Annotated in this window: 23 protein-coding genes and 1 pseudogene; 14 read left to right on the forward strand and 10 right to left on the reverse strand. The window is 72.3% G+C overall.

The features are described 5' to 3' along the window. Positions 1-295 (reverse strand): GntR family transcriptional regulator (locus H0487_RS16690; protein WP_183095362.1); only part of this gene is annotated, 295 nt, incomplete at its 3' end. A gap of 69 nt (positions 296-364) precedes the next feature. Here H0487_RS16690 and H0487_RS16695 point away from each other — a divergent pair. From H0487_RS16695 to H0487_RS16700, 3 genes and pseudogenes are all read left to right on the forward strand, one after another. Further along, positions 365-1,048 (forward strand): pyridoxamine 5'-phosphate oxidase family protein, encoded by a 684-nt coding sequence (locus tag H0487_RS16695; RefSeq protein ID WP_183095379.1) that lies wholly within the window; start codon positions 365-367, stop codon positions 1,046-1,048. Positions 1,049-1,098: 50 nt separating this feature from the next. Continuing rightward, positions 1,099-1,365 (forward strand): annotated as a pseudogene (locus H0487_RS23980) (amino acid permease); the annotation flags it as partial. A 133-nt stretch (positions 1,366-1,498) separates the two neighbouring features. Further along, positions 1,499-2,482 (forward strand): APC family permease, encoded by a 984-nt coding sequence (locus tag H0487_RS16700; protein ID WP_281370723.1) that lies wholly within the window; start codon positions 1,499-1,501, stop codon positions 2,480-2,482. On the opposite strand, the gene H0487_RS16705 is transcribed toward H0487_RS16700, so the two are convergent. From H0487_RS16705 to H0487_RS16715, 3 genes are read right to left on the reverse strand one after another with little or no spacing between them, the layout of a single operon-like run. Then, complete coding sequence (locus H0487_RS16705) at positions 2,431-3,138, reverse strand: NUDIX hydrolase (protein ID WP_183095363.1); 708 nt, start codon at positions 3,136-3,138, stop codon at positions 2,431-2,433. The two genes, H0487_RS16700 and H0487_RS16705, sit on opposite strands and share 52 nt — an antisense overlap. Next, positions 3,135-3,728: an isochorismatase family protein gene (locus H0487_RS16710; RefSeq protein ID WP_183095364.1), complete on the reverse strand. Its 594-nt coding sequence runs from the start codon at positions 3,726-3,728 to the stop codon at positions 3,135-3,137. Before H0487_RS16710 ends, H0487_RS16705 begins: the two co-directional genes overlap by 4 nt. After that, the gene (locus H0487_RS16715) at positions 3,725-5,029 is read right to left on the reverse strand and encodes a nicotinate phosphoribosyltransferase (protein WP_312855989.1); all 1,305 of its coding nucleotides are present in this window, start codon (positions 5,027-5,029) and stop codon (positions 3,725-3,727) included. The genes H0487_RS16710 and H0487_RS16715 overlap by 4 nt, the downstream gene beginning before the upstream one ends. 69 nt (positions 5,030-5,098) lie before the next feature. Between H0487_RS16715 and H0487_RS16720 the strand changes: the two genes are divergently transcribed. The 6 genes from H0487_RS16720 (at position 5,099) to H0487_RS23990 (ending at position 9,973) form a co-directional block, all read left to right on the forward strand. Next, positions 5,099-6,508 carry an N-6 DNA methylase gene (locus H0487_RS16720; RefSeq protein ID WP_183095365.1) on the forward strand — a complete coding sequence of 470 codons (1,410 nt, stop codon included), beginning with the start codon at positions 5,099-5,101 and terminating at the stop codon, positions 6,506-6,508. Positions 6,509-6,576: 68 nt separating this feature from the next. Continuing rightward, positions 6,577-7,572, forward strand: a complete 996-nt coding sequence (locus H0487_RS16725; protein ID WP_446685577.1) for an ABC transporter ATP-binding protein — start codon at positions 6,577-6,579, stop codon at positions 7,570-7,572. Next, the gene (locus H0487_RS16730) at positions 7,572-8,387 is read left to right on the forward strand and encodes an ABC transporter permease (RefSeq protein WP_183095366.1); all 816 of its coding nucleotides are present in this window, start codon (positions 7,572-7,574) and stop codon (positions 8,385-8,387) included. Before H0487_RS16725 ends, H0487_RS16730 begins: the two co-directional genes overlap by 1 nt. After that, positions 8,384-9,190: an ABC transporter permease gene (locus tag H0487_RS16735; protein WP_183095367.1), complete on the forward strand. Its 807-nt coding sequence runs from the start codon at positions 8,384-8,386 to the stop codon at positions 9,188-9,190. The genes H0487_RS16730 and H0487_RS16735 overlap by 4 nt, the downstream gene beginning before the upstream one ends. A 9-nt stretch (positions 9,191-9,199) precedes the next feature. Beyond that, positions 9,200-9,796 (forward strand): DM13 domain-containing protein, encoded by a 597-nt coding sequence (locus H0487_RS23985; RefSeq protein WP_183095368.1) that lies wholly within the window; start codon positions 9,200-9,202, stop codon positions 9,794-9,796. Positions 9,797-9,850: 54 nt separating this feature from the next. After that, entirely contained in the window at positions 9,851-9,973 is a 123-nt protein-coding gene (locus H0487_RS23990; RefSeq protein WP_281370724.1) for a hypothetical protein, read from the forward strand. Between the two features lie 6 nt (positions 9,974-9,979). On the opposite strand, the gene H0487_RS16745 is transcribed toward H0487_RS23990, so the two are convergent. Continuing rightward, positions 9,980-10,573, reverse strand: coding sequence for a hypothetical protein (locus tag H0487_RS16745; protein ID WP_183095369.1), 594 nt, complete (start codon positions 10,571-10,573; stop codon positions 9,980-9,982). Beyond that, positions 10,566-11,021 (reverse strand): alternative ribosome rescue aminoacyl-tRNA hydrolase ArfB, encoded by a 456-nt coding sequence (gene arfB / locus H0487_RS16750; RefSeq protein WP_183095370.1) that lies wholly within the window; start codon positions 11,019-11,021, stop codon positions 10,566-10,568. The genes H0487_RS16745 and arfB overlap by 8 nt, the downstream gene beginning before the upstream one ends. 125 nt (positions 11,022-11,146) lie before the next feature. Here arfB and H0487_RS16755 point away from each other — a divergent pair, with 125 nt between their 5' ends. Beyond that, positions 11,147-12,481, forward strand: a complete 1,335-nt coding sequence (locus H0487_RS16755; protein WP_220793510.1) for an amidohydrolase family protein — start codon at positions 11,147-11,149, stop codon at positions 12,479-12,481. Between the two features lie 184 nt (positions 12,482-12,665). Here H0487_RS16755 and H0487_RS16760 read toward each other — a convergent pair whose 3' ends face one another. Both H0487_RS16760 and H0487_RS16765 read right to left on the reverse strand, forming a co-directional pair. Continuing rightward, positions 12,666-12,971: a hypothetical protein gene (locus tag H0487_RS16760; protein ID WP_183095371.1), complete on the reverse strand. Its 306-nt coding sequence runs from the start codon at positions 12,969-12,971 to the stop codon at positions 12,666-12,668. A gap of 23 nt (positions 12,972-12,994) precedes the next feature. Then, positions 12,995-14,101, reverse strand: a complete 1,107-nt coding sequence (locus tag H0487_RS16765; RefSeq protein WP_183095372.1) for a helix-turn-helix transcriptional regulator — start codon at positions 14,099-14,101, stop codon at positions 12,995-12,997. A gap of 56 nt (positions 14,102-14,157) precedes the next feature. Between H0487_RS16765 and H0487_RS16770 the strand changes: the two genes are divergently transcribed. Genes H0487_RS16770 through H0487_RS16785 form a run of 4 tightly spaced genes read left to right on the forward strand, consistent with a single transcriptional unit; the run spans position 14,158 to position 16,087 of the window. Beyond that, positions 14,158-14,634 carry a cupin domain-containing protein gene (locus H0487_RS16770; RefSeq protein ID WP_183095373.1) on the forward strand — a complete coding sequence of 159 codons (477 nt, stop codon included), beginning with the start codon at positions 14,158-14,160 and terminating at the stop codon, positions 14,632-14,634. Between the two features lie 55 nt (positions 14,635-14,689). After that, the gene (locus H0487_RS16775; RefSeq protein ID WP_183095374.1) at positions 14,690-15,217 is read left to right on the forward strand and encodes a hypothetical protein; all 528 of its coding nucleotides are present in this window, start codon (positions 14,690-14,692) and stop codon (positions 15,215-15,217) included. A 36-nt stretch (positions 15,218-15,253) separates the two neighbouring features. After that, a complete protein-coding gene (locus tag H0487_RS16780) occupies positions 15,254-15,613 on the forward strand; it encodes a hypothetical protein (protein ID WP_183095375.1) in 360 nt (119 codons plus the stop codon). A 39-nt stretch (positions 15,614-15,652) separates the two neighbouring features. Then, entirely contained in the window at positions 15,653-16,087 is a 435-nt protein-coding gene (locus H0487_RS16785) for an SRPBCC domain-containing protein (protein ID WP_183095376.1), read from the forward strand. Between the two features lie 296 nt (positions 16,088-16,383). Here H0487_RS16785 and H0487_RS16790 read toward each other — a convergent pair whose 3' ends face one another. Together H0487_RS16790 and H0487_RS16795 are read right to left on the reverse strand one after the other, a co-directional pair. After that, the gene (locus H0487_RS16790) at positions 16,384-17,133 is read right to left on the reverse strand and encodes an IclR family transcriptional regulator (protein WP_183095377.1); all 750 of its coding nucleotides are present in this window, start codon (positions 17,131-17,133) and stop codon (positions 16,384-16,386) included. 5 nt (positions 17,134-17,138) lie between these two features. Further along, positions 17,139-17,896, reverse strand: a 758-nt coding sequence (locus tag H0487_RS16795) for a VOC family protein (RefSeq protein WP_183095378.1), incomplete at its 5' end; no start/stop codon positions are given.

A 17,896-nucleotide genomic window follows, 5' to 3' on the forward strand; every position in this document is an offset into this window, starting at 1 on the left:
CCGAGCGCGGCGGACGGGGGCCGGCGACGGCGACCGGGACGCCGCCGGACGCCACGAACGTCCCGGCACCCTGGCGGGTGGTCAGCCAGCCCTCGGCGAGCAGCTGGTCGTAGGCCTGCTCGGTGACCGAGCGGGCGACGCCGAGGTCGGCCGCCAGTGCGCGGGTGCTGGGCAGTCGGTCGCCCGGGGCGAGCGTCCCGGCGACCACGAGGTCGCGGACCTGGGCCGAGAGCTGGACGCCGAGCGGTTCGGCGTGGCACCGGTCGACGCGGACGGGCAGGGTGCGGACGGCCATGACAAGTGTCCTGTCGGAATCGCTGAGAAGTGGCCCGTGACGACGGGCCACTGACGCGACAGGCTAGTCCTGTGCAGACGCTCTCGCCCACCCCCCCGCACCACCCCGACCCGGCTCTCCGACCGCGCTGTCGCCGAGCGCACGCAGCTGCACGCGCTCCTCGGTGACGCGCTCGTGGCCCACCTGCGCGTGACCGTGACCCGCGGCGAGGCGTCGTACCCGCTGGTCCTGCCGACCGCGTTCGCCGTCGACCCCGACGGCCCCGACGAGGGCGGCACGCTCTATCTCCACGGCTCGACCGGCGCCGGCTGGCTGCGCGCCGCGCTCCGGTCCGACGTGTGCGTCACGGTGACCGAGCTCGACGGACTGGTGCTGGCGCGCTCGTCGTTCCACCACTCGATGAACTACCGCTCCGCCGTCGTGATCGGTCGGCCACGGCTGGTCGAGGAGGCCGCCGAGCGCGGCCGCGCGCTGGACCTGATCGTCGACCACCTGGTGCCCGGCCGTGCCGCCACCCTGCGGGCCTCGACCCGCAAGGAGCTGGCCGCCACCGCTGTCATCGCGCTGCCGCTCCAGGAGGCCTCGATGAAGGCCCGGGCCGGCGGACCGGTCGACGACCCGGACGACCTGGCGCTCGGCGTGTGGGCCGGCGAGATCCCGCTGCGGCGGGTCGCCCTGAGCCCGGTCAGCGCCGAGGACTCCCACGACGACGTCCCTGTCGACGTGGCCACGCGAGCGGCGGCCCTCGCATGAGCGAGGCGCCGCAGCGCACCGGCTCGCTGACCGCCGTCCAGGGCACGGCGATGACGCTGGCCGCCGTGCTCGGCACCGGCGTCATCTCGCTGCCGGCCCTCGCCAACGACGCCGCCGGTCCGGCCTCGCTCCTCGCCTGGGCCGCGCTCCTCGTCGTCTCCGTCCCTCTCGCAGCGACCTTCGCCGCGCTCGGCGCGCGGCACCCGGACGGCGGGGGTGTCGCCACCTACGCCCGGCTCGCCTTCGGCGACCGGGTGGCCACGATGGTCGGTTGGGGCTTCTTCCTCGCGATCCCGATCGGGGCGCCGGTCGCGGCGGGCTTCGCGGCGTCGTACGTCGCCGACGCCACCGGCGGCGGTCGGGGCACCGAGGTCGCCGTCACGGCGGCGGTCATCGGCGTCGTCGCGGTGATGNGCCGTCACGGCGGCGGTCATCGGCGTCGTCGCGGTGATGAACTGGTGCGGCATCCAGGTGTCCGCCGGCGTCCAGCTCGCCATCGCAGCCGTCATCGCGACGCTGTTGCTCGTGTCGATCGTCGTCTCGCTGCCGCGCGTGGAGACCGACCACTTCACGCCGTTCCTCACCGAGGGCTGGTCGGGCGTCGGCCGCGCCGCAGCGCTGCTCGTGTGGGCGTTCGCGGGGTGGGAGATCGTCAGCTCGCTGTCGGCGGAGTACCGCGACCCGGCGCGCGACATCGGCCGCGCGACCGCCTCCACCCTCGTCGTCGTCACGGTGCTCTATCTCGGCATCGCGTTCGTGACCGTCGGGGTGCTCGGTGCGGTGTCGGGCCCGGCGCCGTTGGCCGACCTGCTCGCCGGCGCGTTCGGTGAGTGGGCACGACCGTTGACGACGGTCATCGCCGTGCTGCTCACGATCGGCGCCATCAACGCGTACTTCGCCGGCGCCTCGCGGCTCGGCGCGGCGCTGGCGATGACCGGTGCGATGCCGGGCTGGCTGGCGGGCGACATCGGCGACGGCCGTCGTACGCCGCGCCGGGCCCTGGCGGTCGTGGTCGGGCTCGGGTTGGCGGTGACCCTCGGCGGTGCGCTGCTCGGTCAGCCCACCGACGCCACCCTGCTCGTCACCAACGGGACCTTCGCCCTCGTGTACGTCGTCGGCACGGCCGCCGCCGTCCGGCTGCTGCCGTCCGGCTGGGCGCGGGTCGCCGCCGTGGTCTCCCTGGTCGCATCGGCCGGGCTGGTCGTCCTCACCGGCTGGGCGGTCCTGCTCCCCCTGGCCTCGGGCCTCGTCGGGCTGTTGTGGACCGCCCGACGTCACTCGCGAATCGGGACCTACCTGAGTCGAGACCCGGCCTTGTCGGGGACAAGTGACGACTCGGCTCAGGAAGGTCCGGATTCGGCTCAGGAAGGTCCGGATTCGGCTCAGCCGCGGACCATGGGCGGCGACACCACGGTCGCGGGTCCTCGGCGGTAGAGGAGCGCGCGGCGACCGCCGGAGCCGGCAGGTGAACCGTGGGCGTCGGTCGGCGTGACGAAGCCCTCCGTCCCCAGCACCTTGCGTCGGAAGTTGCCGAGGTCGGGCGGCGTGCCCCACACCGCGGCGTAGACCCGCCGCAGCTCGGGCAGCGTGAACGGCTCGGCGACGAACTCGGTCGCCAACGTCGTGTACTCGAGCTTGGCCCGGACCCGTTCGCGGGCGTCGACGAGGATCTGACGGTGGTCGAAGGCGAGCTCGGGCGCCTCCTCGGCCGCGCCCTCGGCGAGCAGGTCGTCGACGACCCACCACCGTGCGTCGGCTGCGTCGGTGCCGGCCTCCGGCTCGGGGAGGTCGGGCGCGAGCGCGACGTGGGCGACCGACACGACCCGCATCCGGGGGTCGCGGTCCGGGGCCGAGTAGGTGCGGAGCTGCTCGAGGTAGCCGGCGAACTGCTGGACGCCGGTCTCCTCGCGCAGCTCGCGCCAGGCCGCCTGCTCGGCGTCCTCGTCGGGCTCGATGAAGCCGCCCGGCAGCGCCCAGGACCCGGCGTACGGGTCCTCCCCACGCTCGACCAGCAGGACCGCCAGTGCCCCGTCGCGGATCGTGAAGATCGCGAGGTCGACCGCGACGGCGAACGGAGGGTGGTCGCTCACAGCACGACACCTGCCTCGCGCAGCTCGTCGATCGCGGCGGCGCTCGACTCGGGAGCGACGCCGGCGTGCAGGCCGTCGAGCAGGCGGACGCTGAAGCCCTCCTCGCGGGCGTCGAGCGCGGTCGCCCGGACGCAGTAGTCGGTCGCGATCCCGGTGACATCGACCTCCGTGACGCCCGCGGTGCGCAGCACGTCGGCGAGCGCCGCGCCGTCGTCGGTGATGCCCTCGAACGCCGAGTACGCCGGGACGCCCTGGCCCTTGCGGACGTGGTGGGTGACGGCGTCGGTGACCAGCTCGGGCGCGTAGTCCGAGCCGCCCTCGGTCGCGACGCAGTGGACCGGCCAGGTGGTGACGTAGTCGGGGTCCTCGCCCGGCGCGTGGAAGTGGCCGCTGTTGGTCTCGCCCGCGTTGTGCCAGTCGCGCGAGGCCGCGATCACGACGTAGTCGCCCGCGTGAGCGGCGAGGTGCTCGCTGATCCGGGTCGCGACGGCTCGGCCGCCGGCGACGGCGAGCGAGCCGCCCTCGATGAAGTCGTTCTGGACGTCGACGACGATCAGGGCCCGGGTGGGCTGGGTCGGCGTGGTGCTCATGCTTCCTCCTCGTTCTCGTGGTGGACGGTCAGGTACGGCGCCCCGGCCGCGACGGCACGGGCGTCGTGGGGGAGTCGCTGCAACGCGGCGGCGGCGAAGGCGCGGACCTCGGGTGTGCCGGGGGCGTGGACGGTGGTGCCGTTGCGCACGACGGGGACCTGCACCCGCTCGGCACCGTCCGGCTCGGGGTCGCCGGGCACGGTGAAGAACTCGCGGGCGACGACGCCGTCGTCGTCGTACGTGCGCCAGGCGGTCTTGTGGCCGCCGACCGACACCTTGTCCTTCGACTTCTTCGACACCGCGCGCAGCGGCCCGTCGGGCGAGTCGCTCACCGCGACCAGCTTGTAGACCATGCTCGCCGTCGGGTGGCCCGAGCCGGTGGCGACGCGGGTGCCGACGCCGTAGCCGTCGATCGGTCCGTCGCCGAGCGCGGCGATGACGTACTCGTCGAGGTCGCTGGTCGCCACGATCCGGGTGGCGGTCGCGCCCAGCTCGTCGAGGAGCGCGCGTGCCTTGACGGCCTCCTCGGCCAGGTCGCCCGAGTCGATCCGCACCGCGCCGAGCTCGGGGCCGGCGACCCGCACGGCGGTCCGGATGCCCTCGGCGATGTCGTAGGTGTCGACGAGCAGCGTCGTGCCCGCGCCCTGCGCCTCGACCTGGCTGCGGAACGCCGCCTCCTCGCTCGTGTGGGCCAGGGTGAACGCGTGCGCCGCTGTGCCGACGGTCGGGATGCCGTAGCGGCGCCCGGCCGCGAGGTTGCTCGTCGAGGCGAAGCCGACGAGGTAGGCCGCGCGGGCGGTGGCGATCGCCGCCTGCTCGTGGGTACGACGTCCTCCCATCTCGATGAGCGGCCGACCGGCTGCTGCGGTCACCATGCGCGCCGCCGCCGACGCGACGGCGGTGTCGTGGTTGAGGACGCTGAGGACGAGGGTCTCGAGGACCACGCACTCGCCGAGGGTGCCGCGGACGGTGAGGATCGGGCTGCCCGGGAAGTAGAGGTCGCCCTCGGGATAGGCGTCGATGTCGCCCTCGAACCGGAAGTCGCGCAGGTAGTCGGCGGTCTGCGGGCCGACCACGCCCTGCTCGAGCAGCCACTGGACCTCGTCGCCGTCGAACGTGAACGCGTCGATGAGGGGGAGCAGCCGCCCGAGACCGGCCAGCACGCCGTACCGACGCCCCTCGGGCAGTCGGCGGGCGAACACCTCGAAGACCGCGCGGTGGCCGGCCGAGCCGTCGCGCACCCAGGAGTCGAGCATGGTGAGCTCGTAGCGGTCGGTCAGCAGGCCGGTGCGGTCGGTCACGACAGGGCTCCTTGTTGTAGTCAAAGTGACTATAACACCTCCGTCCCCGGACGCCGGTAACCTGCGCGCGTGGACGAGCGCGCGCGGACCGAGGCGCTGGCCACGTCCTACGAGGACCGGCTCGTCGACGAGCTCGCCGACGAACGTCGGTCGCGCGGCGCGTTCTACACCCCGCCCGCGCTGGTCGACTGGATCCTCGACCGCGCTCTCGGCTCCACGCCGGCGACGGTCCTCGACCCCGCGTGCGGCACCGGCCACTTCCTGGTCGCGGCTGCCCGACGGCTGGGCGACGTACGCTCCGTGCACGGGTCCGACCTCGACCCCGAGGCGGTCCGGATCGCCCGGCTGCGCCTGCAGGCCGAGGATCCCGCGGTACCTGTGGCCGAGATCGAGGCCCGGGTCCGCGTCGCCGACGGGCTGACCGCGTGGGAGGGCTCGTGCTTCGACGCCGTCATCGGCAACCCGCCGTTCCTGGGTCAGCTGAAGAGCCGGACCGCTGGCCAGCGCGGCGGTCTCGGGGCATACACCGATACCAGCGCCGCCTTCCTGCACCGATCCCTCGGCCTCGTGCGGGACGGCGGCACCGTCGCGCTGGTCCAGCCGCTGTCGGTCCTCGGCGCGCGCGACGCCGGGCCGGTCCGGGCGGAGGTGGCCGCGACCGGCGCCGTCGAGGACCTGTGGGTCGCGGCGACACCGGTCTTCCGTGGAACGAGCGTCCTCGCCTGCGTGCCCGTCGTGCGGATCGGCGCTCACGGGGGTCCCGGTCCCGATGACTGGGGACGACGGGCGGCACCGTCCTTCGGGATCCCTGCGGTGACGCTGACGACCGGTGGCGGGACGGTCGGTGACCTGGCGACCTGTACCGCTGACTTCCGCGACCAGTACTACGGGCTGGTGCCGCACGTCAGCGACGGTGGACCCGGCACCCCGTTGATCACCAGCGGCCTGATCGAGCCCGGTGCGTGCGAGTGGGGGCGTCGACCGACCCGCTTCGCGCGCCAGCGGTACGACGCGCCGGTGGTGGACGTCGACGGGCTCCGGGCCGCCGACGCCAGGCTCGGCGCGTGGGCGGCGAGCCGGCTGGTGCCCAAGGTGCTCGTCGCGGGGCAGGGCCGGGTGATCGAGGCGGTCGTCGACGAGACCGGTGCCTGGCTCCCGTCGGTGCCGGTGCTGTCGGTGGTCCCGCACGACCCGGCCGACCTGTGGCGGGTCCTCGCCGTGCTGCTCGCCCCGCCGGTCGTCGCCGATGCCGCCGCGCGCTACGTCGGCACCGGCCTGACACCGGGATCGATCAAGATCAGCGCTCGCCAGCTCGCCGCCCTCCCGCTGCCGCTCGACGGGGGTGCCTGGGTGCGGGGTGCCGACCTTGCCCGGGCGGGTGAGATCGCGGAGGCTGGACGGGCGATGACCGAGGCGTACGGCATCGACACGGATGACCCGGTGCTCGACTGGTGGCTCGCGCGGCTGCGCCGTACCTGAGGTCGGCTCCGACGGGGCCGAGGCCTGACCGCGGGCCGCTGTCGCCGCGCCTCCCTAGTATCGGTCGGGTGAGCGACACCCTTTCCGAGAGCGCCGGCCAGCGCGACGACGCCCCTGCGACAGCGGTCGACGCGATGATCGTGGCTCGCGGGCTGCGCAAGTCGTTCCGTCAGAGCTCGGGGGCGTCGTTCGAGGCGGTCCGCGGGATCGACCTCGAGGTGCGCAAGGGGGAGTCCTTCGGGTTCCTCGGACCCAACGGGGCCGGCAAGTCGTCGACGATGCGGATGATCGCGGCCGTGTCGCCCGTGACCGAGGGCGAGCTGCGGATCCTCGGCATGGACCCGGCGGTCGACGGCCCGGCGATCCGTGGCCGGCTCGGGGTGTGTCCCCAGGAGGACAACCTCGACCAGGAGCTCAACGTCTTCGACAACCTCTACATCTACGGGCGCTACTTCGGGCTGCCCAAGCAGGTCGTGCGCGACCGGGTGGGTGAGCTGCTGGAGTTCGCCAAGCTCACCGAGAAGGCGAAGTCGCGCGTCGAGGAGCTCTCGGGTGGGATGAAGCGGCGACTGACCATCGCCCGGTCGCTCGTCAACCGTCCCGACCTGCTGCTGCTCGACGAGCCCACGACCGGCCTCGACCCGCAGGCGCGCCACCTGCTGTGGGACCAGCTCTTCCGGCTCAAGCAGGCCGGCGTCACGCTGGTGCTGACGACGCACTACATGGACGAGGCCGAGCAGCTCTGCGACCGGCTGGTCGTCATGGACAAGGGCGTGATCGTCGCCGAGGGCGCGCCGCTCGAGCTGATCCGCGCCCACTCCACGCGCGAGGTCGCCGAGCTGCGGTTCGGCGTGGGGGAGCACGGCGACCACGCCGAGGCGCTGGCCGACCTCGGCGAGCGGGTCGAGGTGCTTCCCGACCGGCTGCTCGTCTACACCGACGACGGCGAGGAGGTGCTGGCGAAGACCCACGAGCGCGGGCTCCAGCCCCTCGCGACACTGGTCCGTCGCTCGTCGCTCGAGGACGTCTTCCTGCGGCTCACCGGCCGGACGCTGGTCGACTGATGGCGGCCCTCACCCTGTCGGCGTCGCGGGACCTGCCGTTCATCGAGGGCGTACGCCGACAGGTCGACTACTGGGCGGTCCTCTGGGCGAGGACCTGGCGCGGCGTCGTCGTGTCCTCGTTCCTCTCGCCGTTCCTCTACGTCCTCGCCATGGGCGTCCTGCTCGGCGGCTTCGTCGACGCCGATCCCGATGTGATGGAGGGGGCCACGTCGTACCTCGCCTTCGTCGTGCCGGGCCTGATCGCCGCCCACGCCATGCAGACCGCTGTCTCCGAGACGACCTATCCGGTCATGGGGATGATCAAGTGGCAGCGGATCTACGAGTCGATGCTGGCGACGCCGCTCGGGCCGCGCCACGTCGTCGGCGCTCACCTGATGTCGGTCGCGCTGCACCTCGCCGCGACCTGCGGGCTCTACGCCTTGGTGATGGCGCCGTTCGGGATCTACGAGTCCTGGTGGGGGCCGTTCCTCGCGTTCGGCTCACAGGTCCTGTGCGGGATGACGTTCGCGACGTTGGTCTACGCGTTCTCCACCCGGCTCCGCTCCGAGGAGGGGTTCGGAGTGCTGTTCCGGCTCGGCGTCTTCCCGCTCTTCCTGTTCTCCGGCGCGTTCTTCCCGGTGAGCAACCTCGGCGACGTCGGCGGGTCGGTCGCCCGGCTGACGCCGCTGTGGCACGGAGTCAACCTGTCGCGGATGTTCGCGCTCGACAACGTCACCTGGTGGCTCGCCGGCGTCAACGTCGTCGTGCTGGTGGCGCTGATGCTGCTCGGATGGCGGCTGGCCGTCAGCGGGCTGACGAAGCGGATGCTGTCATGACGACGCTCGCCTCCGACACCACCCAGGTGCAGCCCCTGACAGCCGCGGCGGCCACCCGACTCCTGGTGCTGCGCAACTACGTCGTCTACCGCGACGCCTGGAAGCTCTTCCTCACCGGGTTCCTCGAGCCGGTCTTCTACCTGTTCTCGATCGGGATCGGCGTCGGCGCGCTCGTCTCGGGCTTCGAGGTCGGCGGCAAGGAGGTCTCCTACGCGGCGTTCGTGGCGCCGGGGATGCTCGCGGCGTCGGCGTTCAACGGGGCGCTCATCGACTCGACGTACAACGTCTTCTTCAAGCTGAAGTACGTCCGCCTCTACGACCAGATGCTCGCGACCCCGCTGACCACCGGTGACATCGCGCGCGGCGAGATCGCCTGGGGCCAGCTGCGCGGGGCGTCGTACGCCACGATGTTCCTGCTGGTCATGCTCGCGATGGGGCTCATCGACTCGTGGTGGGCGCTGCTCGCCCTGCCCGCGGTGCTGCTCATCGGGTTCGCGTTCAGCGCGGTGTGCATGGCGGCGACGACGTGGATGCGCAACTTCCAGGACTTCGACAAGATCACGCTCGTCCAGCTGCCGCTGTTCCTGTTCTCGGCGACGTTCTTCCCGATCGACACCTACTCCGGGCCGGTGCGCTGGATCGTCGAGTGCACGCCCCTGTATCGAGGGGTCGTCCTGTGCCGTGAGCTCACGACCGGGACGGTTTCTGTCGCCTCAGGGGTTTCAGTGGCCTACCTTCTGGTGATGGGTGTAGTGGGCCTGCTCGTCGTACGTCGCCGGCTTGATGCCCTGCTGCTGACCTGAGGAGACACCGTGAGTCGCAAGAAGACGATCTGGCTGAGCATCGGTTCGGTCTGCGTGGTGGTCCTCGTGGTCGGGCTGCTGCTGTTCCAGCCGTGGCTGCTCTTCATCGACGACGAGGTCTCCGAGGCCGACGAGGCGGGTGAGGTGGTCGCCACCGCGACCGACGGGATCGGGCAGACGTCGTTCCCCACCGAGCCGGGGACCACGATCGAGCCCGAGACCGAAGCCACCGAAGAGGGCCAGCAGCGGGTCGAGCTCGCGTCGGCGGAGTTCATCGACGCCGAGCACGGCACGTCGGGTCGCGCCATCATCTACCTGCGCGCCGACGGGAGCCGCTACCTGCGGCTCGAGGACTTCGAGACCTCCAACGGCCCCGACGTCCACGTCTGGATCACCGACCAGGTGTCCGGCGGCGGCTGCGACGGCTGCTTCGACTCCTGGATGACCTACGACGACGGTGACTACGTCCGGCTCGGCGAGCTCAAGGGCAACATCGGCGACCAGAACTACGAGATCCCCGCCGACGCCGACCTCACCGACATGAAGTCGGTCGTCATCTGGTGCGACCAGTTCAACGTCGCGTTCGGGACCGCCGCGATCGGCTGAGCCCGCTCGTCGTGTCGCCCGGCCTTCCGGGGTCCGCCGATCTAGGCTGCCGCCGTGGCTGACCTGACCGAGCCCTGCCCCAACTGCAGCACCCTGATGCGCTGGGAGACCTCCCACGAGCGCTGCGACGGCTGCGGCTACATCCGGCCGTGCTGCGAAGGGGCCCCCTGCAGCTGACGGGGCTCAGCGAGCGTCGACGGCGGCGAGCAGGAGCCGCGTGGGTCCTGCCAGTACGCCGGGCACGGTGCCCTCCTGGTCCGGGTCACCCGGCGCCTTCTCGAACGGCTCGTCGGTGAGCCGGACCTCGTCGCACCCGAAGTCGTCGATGACCACGCCGGTCAGGTCTCCCTCGTGGCTGTAGGAGACCATCCAGCGCGGTCCGAGGTCGGCGGTGCACGCGCGGTCCTCCTCGGCGGGCTCGAGCTCGTCGAGGAACTCGATCAGGGCGCCGCGGACGTCCTCGCCGACCTTGCGAGGCTCGCCCTCGAGCTGCCACCGGTAGGTCTGGTGACTCCCGGTGGACTGCCCACCGGCCCAGTACTTGCACACCCAGACCTTCTCGGGGGAGAGCATCGAGGGGCGCTCCTCGGCGGGCTCGTTGGTGCCGAACCCGTAGCCGTCCGGGTCGTCGCCGACCGGCAGCTCGTCCGGGCACGGCCGGCCGTCGTGCGCTGCGAGCTCGTCGGTCAGCTCGGACTGGGGCTCCGCGGTGTCGTCGGAGCACCCGGCCGCCAACGTCATCGGGAGCACCAGTGCGAGGACCCGTGCCCTACTCATCGCGGACCCGTCCTCGCAGCGCCTTCGTGCGCCCCGCCTGCTTCTTCGCCTCGACGCGGCGTCGCTGCGAGGCGCGCGAGGGCTTGGTCGGCCGTCGCCGTGGTGGCGGCGGGGCGACGGCCTCGCGCAGCAGCGCGACCAGCCGGTCACGCGCAGCAGCCCGGTTGCGCAGCTGGGACCGGTGCTCGGACGCGACCACCGCGACCTGCCCCTGCGTCATCACGCCGTCGAGGTTGCGCAGCAGCCGGTCCCGCTGTGCCGCCGTGAACGCGGCCGACGTCCCGGGCGCGAAGAGCAGCTCGACCCGGGTGTCGCTGGTGTTGACCGACTGCCCGCCGGGCCCGGGGGAGCGCGAGAACCGCTCGACGAGCTCGCCCGCCGGGATCGTCGCCCCCGTCGGCAGCCCGGGTCCCGCCGGCACCGCGAGGTCCTTCCCCGGCTCGCTCATGCTCCGACCGTACGTCGTCCGGCCTGTGCGGTGCTGGACCGGCACGTCGTGCCGGTGGAGAACCGCACAAGCGCTGCCGCAGCGTGGTGATCGACGCGGTCCCGGGTGCACGCCATCATGAGCGGGTGACCCGGAAGACGCTGTTGCGTGGGGGCTGGCTCGTCACCATGGTGCCGGGCTCGGAGCCGGTACGGGGCGACCTGCTGATCGACGGTGACCGGATCGCGGCGGTCGGGCGGGTCGACGACGTGGCCGGCGCCGAGGTCGTGGACGCTCGGCACCGGATCGTGCTGCCGGGGCTCATCGACAGCCACCGGCACCTGTGGCAGTCGTCGCTCCGCACGATCGCGTGCGACTGGACGCTGGGGGAGTACTTCGCGCGGATGCGTGGCCGGTACGGCGGGCTGTTCCGGGCCGAGGACATCGGTGCGGGCACCCTGCTCGGGGCGGTCGAGGCCCTCGACAGCGGCATCACCACGGTCGTCGACTGGTCGCACAACCTCCACAGCCCGGAGCACGCCGACGCGGCGTGGGAGGCGCTGCGTGCTGCCGGCGGCCGGGCTGTCTTCGCGTACGGCGCGACCAACGCCCAGGCGCTGCGTGAGGACGTCGGGCCGCACACGCGCGACGTGGCCAGGCTCCGCAACGGCGTCGCCGCGGACGACGGCGCGCGGGTCACCCTGGCGATGGCGGTGCGCGGGCCCGAGTTCACCAGCATCGACAACTGCGCGTCCGACTGGGCGTTGGCGCGCGAGCTGGGTGTCCCGGTGACGGTCCACGTCGGTGGGGGTCTCCGCGGCACCCAGGGCGGTGTCGCGGAGCTGAGCCGCCATGGACTGCTCGGTGCGGACACGACGTACGTCCACTGCAACATGCTGAGCGACGTCGAGCTCGACCTCATCGCCGCGGCGGGGGGCCGCGCGTCGGTGTCGCCGGAGGTCGAGGCCAACATGGGCCACGGGCCGCCAGCGACCGCCCGGCTCCGGGCACGAGGGATCCCTACCGGCATCTCGGCCGACGTGTGCACCAACGTCGGCGGCGACCTGTTCGGCGCCATGCGGGTCGCCATCGCGTTGCAGCGGGGGAGCGACCACGCCGCGGCCCTCGCTCGCGGGGAGACGTTGGCCGCGGTGTCGATGAGGGCGCGCGAGGTCCTCGAGCTGGCCACGGTCGACGGCGCCCGGGCGATCGGCCTCGGCGACCGGATCGGCACCCTCGAGGTCGGCAAGCAGGCCGATGTGCTGCTGCTGCGCACCGACCTCGCCAACCTGTCGCCGGTGGGCGACCCGATCGCCGCCGTCGTCCACGCCGCCGGCCCGCAGAACGTCGAGTCGGTGTACGTCGCCGGGCGACCCGTGAAGCGGGACGGCCACCTGGTCGACGTCGACGTACCCGCCGTGATCGCCCGCGCCCAGGCCTCGCACGACCACCTCGTGAGGGCCGAGAACTCGCTCGCGTGAACGGCGTGGTCGGACGTAGCCTCGACGTCTCGCCTCACCCCTGGGGCGGACGGGCTACGGCAGGTCTTGATCCTGTGTGGCGACCGTGATCCGTGAACAGTGGTCCGACCACATCGGCAGGGGTTGCCCGGCGGGCTCGGTCAGCGACCGGGCCCGCCGGTGTCCGTCGTGGCCGAGGATCTCCTCAGGTCCAGAGGGACCACAGCTGGAACGCCAGGACGCCGGCCCCGAGCACCCGCCGGAACGGGCTGGATCCCCGCACGAGCTCGTCGAGTCCCCACACGAGCAGCGCGCCGTGCCGGATCCCGCCGAGGGTGCGGTCGTCCGGCTCCGACAGGTCGAGCTGCCCCAGACCCACCGCTGCCAGCCACACGAAGATCGCCGGGTTGGGGAACTGGGCGATCGCGAGGCGCCCGTCCTTCGACCGCACCCACCAGTCGAGCGAGCCGCGACGAGGACGGGCCGGTTCGCTGACGGCGGGGGAGGTCATGCGGTCGACGTTACTGGGACCGCCTAGGTCCCCGGCGCCGCCATCGGACCGTTGCGCACGGGGCGTGCGGTCGTGGTGCGGACCTCGTTGTCCCGGACGCGCGGCTCGTAGTGGTGGCGGAACAGCAGGCCGACGAGCTCGCCGCGGCTGCGGGTGCCGGTCTTGTTGAAGACGCTGCTGAGGTGCTGCTGGACGGTGTCCTCGGCGATCGCGAGGTCGCGTGCGATCACGGTCGTCGAGGCGCCGGTCAGCACCCGGTGGACCAGCTGCCGCTCCCGGTCGGTGAGGCCGTGGGCCCGCATGAGCAGCGGCGCGAGGTGGGTCGGGTCGGCGGCGCTGAGCACGACCGCCACCTCCCGGCTGGGCGCGAGGCGCGAGCCGTGGACGACGACCCAGGTCCCGCGCGCCGACCGCACGTGGGCGCTGGCCTCGCCCTCCCGCGCCACGGCCGCGCCGGCGACCGCAGCGACCACGGCCGGCAGCCGCTCGACGGTCCCGTCGAGGTCCCTGAGCCACTCGACCGCCGGCGGGGTCGCGGAGGTGCTGCGCAGGTCCTCGTCGAGGAGCAGCACGCCGGGCGGGTCCGGCAGGTCGGGCTCGGTGCCCTGGGCGAGCAGCAGTGCGAACCGCACACCGTCCGCCAGGATCCGGCCGGCGGCTCCCGCGAACGCCTTGTCCGCCTCGGTGAACTGGGGGCGGCCCTGCTCGCGATACAGGCTGACCGCCCCCCACGACTCGCGCCGGGTCGTCCGTAGCGCGAACGCCAGCTCCTGCTCGCACCCGTAGGGCTGCATCTCCTCGTGGAACTTGGGTGCCCGCTCCGGCTGGCCGTCGGTGGCATCGGCCAGCGTGCCGACACCGGAGGGCGACCGCAGCACCTCGGTCAGCGAGTTGAAGTCGGGTGCCTCGAACTCCTTCGCGAGCCACTCGGTGGGGATCTCGCCGAATCCCTCCTGGAAGTGGCTGGTGGTCAGCATCGACGACGGGTCGACGGTGAAGAAGCAGGGCGACTGGAAGTGGGGGACGGCCTTCGCGAGGACCGGCGTGGCCTCCCGCCAGAGCGTCACGAGGTCCAGCCCCGACCGCGCGACGTCGGCGAGGTCTGCCAGGTGCCGCTCGTGGTCCGTCATGGGTACCAGATTTCCGGGATAGCGCTCGCAGGGGAGCGGATTCCACAATTCCGTCCATGGAACAACGGATCATCCGGGCGGGCGAGGGCTTGATCCTCGGCGCCGAGAACGGCGTACGCGACCGCTTCCTCGTCGACTCGAAGGCGTGGGGTGGTGGGATGGCCGTCGTCGAGCACCTCCTCGCGCCCCACGCGATCGCGGCGCCGGTCCACCGGCACACCAAGGAGGACGAGTTCAGCATGATCCTCGAGGGAAGGGTCTGGTTCTGGGCCGCCGGCGAGGAGCACGTCGCCGAGGTCGGGGACCTGGTCTTCAAGCCCCGCGGGGAGTGGCACACCTTCTGGAACGCGGCGGACGAGCCGGCGCGGATGCTGGAGCTGATCTCCCCGGGTGGTCTGGAGGAGGCGTTCAAGATCATCGGTACGGCGACCGAGGAGATCGACCTCGGTCCGCTCATCGAGCCGTTCGGCTGCGAGGCCGACATGGACGCGACCGGACCGATCATCGAGCGTTACGGGCTGACCTTCGGCTGACGCGACGACCGGACCGGATCCGGCAACCTCTGTGCGCCGGTGCAAGGATGGCGCCGTGAGCGACCATCGGGGAGTCGAGCAGCCGTCAGCTGCGCCACCCCTCCCGGGATCGATCTGGGTGGTCGCCTGGTCCTCGTTGGCCGGCCAGGTGGTCCTGCTGCTCCGCCAGGGGATCCGCAGCGACAACGAGGTGTCACTCTTCGGGTCGGTCGTGCTCGGCGCACTCATCGTGGGGTTCGTGTCCGTCGGCGTGGTGCGGGCCCGACCCATCCGGGTCGCGCTGGCTTGGATCCTGCTGGCGTTGAGCACGGTCGGTTGGTTCGTCGCCCTGCTGCTGGCCGACGACGTGGAGCAGGCCACGATCGCCGTCCTCTCGCTCGCGACCGCCGGGACGTCGTTCGCGGGGTTGCTGACGTTCCGGCAGACCGCCTGGTACGCCTGGCAGCGCACGCGGCCGCCCGCGCGCGAGGGCGCGTCGATCGGAGGGCTGATCGCGATCGGCATCCTCGTCGGGGTGCTGGGCGGGATCATCGGCTCCGCCGACGACGGGGTCGACGTCGACGTCAGGGTCGCCGACCGCTGACCGCCCGGCAGACCGTCGGTGCGCGAGGATGACGCTGTGGCACCGACAGTCTTCGAGCTGTCGGCGCTGACCAGGCCGGACCCGGATGCGTACTGGCGATCCTGGCTCCTGACCGACGCCACGATCGTGGAGTCGACCGTCGAACCGACGGAGCACGACGGTCGCGCCGCGTGGCGGTTCGTGGCGCCGGAGGTCGAGGGCGCGCAGTGCCTGCTCACGGTGGACGCCGCGAGCGGAGTCCTCGTGCGTGCCGAGCACCCGGAGATCGGCGTCGTCAAGGAGTGGCAGGACGTGTCGGACGAGGTGCCCGACGACGAGACCTTCACCTACGACGGGGAGTGGACGCGGGCGGCCGAGTTCTCCCGCCGGTACCCGCCCGACTGGCACCCGGCGTAGAGACGAGCGATCACGGCAGGGTCGCACTATCGTCGCGCCATGGCGATCTATCGGACGACCTTCCCGGTGGCGGCGAGCGCGGACCGGGTGTGGGAGGTCATCAGCGACTTCGACGGGTGGGCGGAGTGGAATCCTTCGGTGCCGTCGATCAAAGGTGAGCTGAAGGCCGGGAGCACCTGCGCGGTGAAGCTCGTCATGCCGGGGCGACCGTCGGTGAACGTGAAGGTCACGCTGGTCGAGGTCGATCCCGGCCGCCGCTTCGCCTGGCACGGCAACATCGCGCACGACCGGTTCTTCGCTGGGGACCGCTCGCTCGAGATCGAGCCGCGGGCCGACGGCACCTGCCTGGTCACCCACACCGAGGAGGTCACCGGGGTGTTCTTCCCGGTGTTCAAGGCGTTGATGAGTGGCGCTGCCATCCAGGCCCACCACGACAACCTCAACGACGGGCTGAAGCAGCACGCGGAGCGGTAGCCGGGCGCCGATGTCGGCGTCCGCGTGGACGACGGCATCGAGTGCAGCGCACCCAGGTCAGTTGTAGAAGGTGGGCTTCTGCCCGGGATTGACCATGTTGTCGAGTGCACGGTTGGCGTGCACGACGTCCCAGGCCGATGCCAACGCGAAGATGATCAAGAAAGTCAGGATCATGACTGCTCCTCTGTCATCTCGAGTGTGGAACCGACTTCCCGCTGGGCCCTATGACGCAGGCCACCAAACGCGCATGACGCCGACCACACCGGTATCCGCCTCCGCAATGACGTCGTCGGAGCTCAGCGAGCGCCGAGGCGGCGACCGAGGGAGCCGGCGGTGCGGGTGACGGCGGTGGCCAACGCGACCGGGTCGGCTGCGCCGGCGAGGAAGGTGACGGCGACGCCGGCGACGGGGTGGTGGTTGTGGTCGAGGACGGGGGCGGCGACCGAGGCCAGCCCCTCGGTGACCTCGCCGTCCTCGCGGGCGTGGCCGCGTTGGCGGGTGTCGGTGAGGACGGTGCGCAGGGCGGTGAGTGACTGGGGGCCGAGGCCGGTGCGGTCGACGAAGGCGGAGCGGTCGGGATAGAGCGCGCGGACCTGGGCGGCGGGGAGGGCGGCGAGGATGGCGCGGCCGCTGGCGGTGAGGTGAGCGGGCAGGCGTACGCCGACGTCGGTCACCAGGGGAGGGCGGCCGGGGGCGCGCTCCTCCAGGACGTAGAGGACGTCGCGTCCGTGGAGGACCGCGAGGTGGGCGGACTGGCCGACCTCGTCGACCAGCGCGGCGAGCGGGCGCCGGGCGATCCGCTGGAGCGGGGCCTGGCGGGAGTAGCCGGAGCCGACCTCGAACGCCGCGACTCCGACGCCGTAGCGCTGCTCGTCGGCGAGGTGGACGACGAAGCCCTCCTCCACCATCGCGGTGAGCAGGTGGTAGGCCGACGAGCGCGGGATCCCGACCGCGGCCGTCACCCGTTCCAGGGGAACGGGCTCCGGCTGCGCGGCCAGGAACCGCAGCACCCGCAGGGCGCGGGTGGCAGAGGGGACTTGACCCATAGGGGTCAGTCTGACGTGGGCGTCTCCCCGACCGCCTCGGACAGGCCGATGACGCCGAAGGTCTCGCCCTGCGCGCCGCTGACGACCGCCATCCGGCCGAACGGCGAGTCACCCAGCGCCATCACCAGCGAGCCACCGAGCTCCTCCACGCGCGCGACGGCCGCGTCGCACGAGTCGACCGCGAACCAGGTCAGCCACACCGACGGCACGCCCTCGGGCAGCATCGCCGCCGTGCCCATGCCGCCGACGCCCGCCTCGGCGCCCGCGAGCTTGAAGATCAGGTAGGTGAACTCCGGGCCCGACATGTCGTCGTACTCGTAGCCGAACACCTCGGTGTAGAACGCCTTCGCCTTGTCGAGGTCGTGGGAGTGCAGCTCGTTCCACGCGTAGGCGCCCGGCTCGTTGTAGATGCCGGCGCCGATGTGACCGGCCGCCTCCCACACGCCGAACGACGCGCCGTCGGGCGCCGTCGCGAAGAACATCCGGCCGTGCTTGCCCTGCTCGGTCTCCACGTCGAACGGGTCCATGTGGAGCGAGCCGCCGGCGGCCTTGATCGCCTCGGCTGTCTTGTCGGCGTCGGCGGCGGCGAAGTACGTCGACCAGTTGCTCGGCATCTCCGGCATCGGCTTGGGCCCGATCCCCGCTGCCGGGCGGCCGTCCTTCATGGCGATCCGGTAGCCCATCGCGTCGTCGGCCGGAGCGTCGACGCTCCAGCCCAGGAGCGCGCTGTAGAACTCGGCGGCGGCGCCGGGGTCGTCGGCTG

The sequence above is a fragment of the Nocardioides stalactiti genome, assembly GCF_014180715.1.
GTDB classification, from domain to species: Bacteria; Actinomycetota; Actinomycetes; order Propionibacteriales; family Nocardioidaceae; genus Nocardioides; species Nocardioides stalactiti.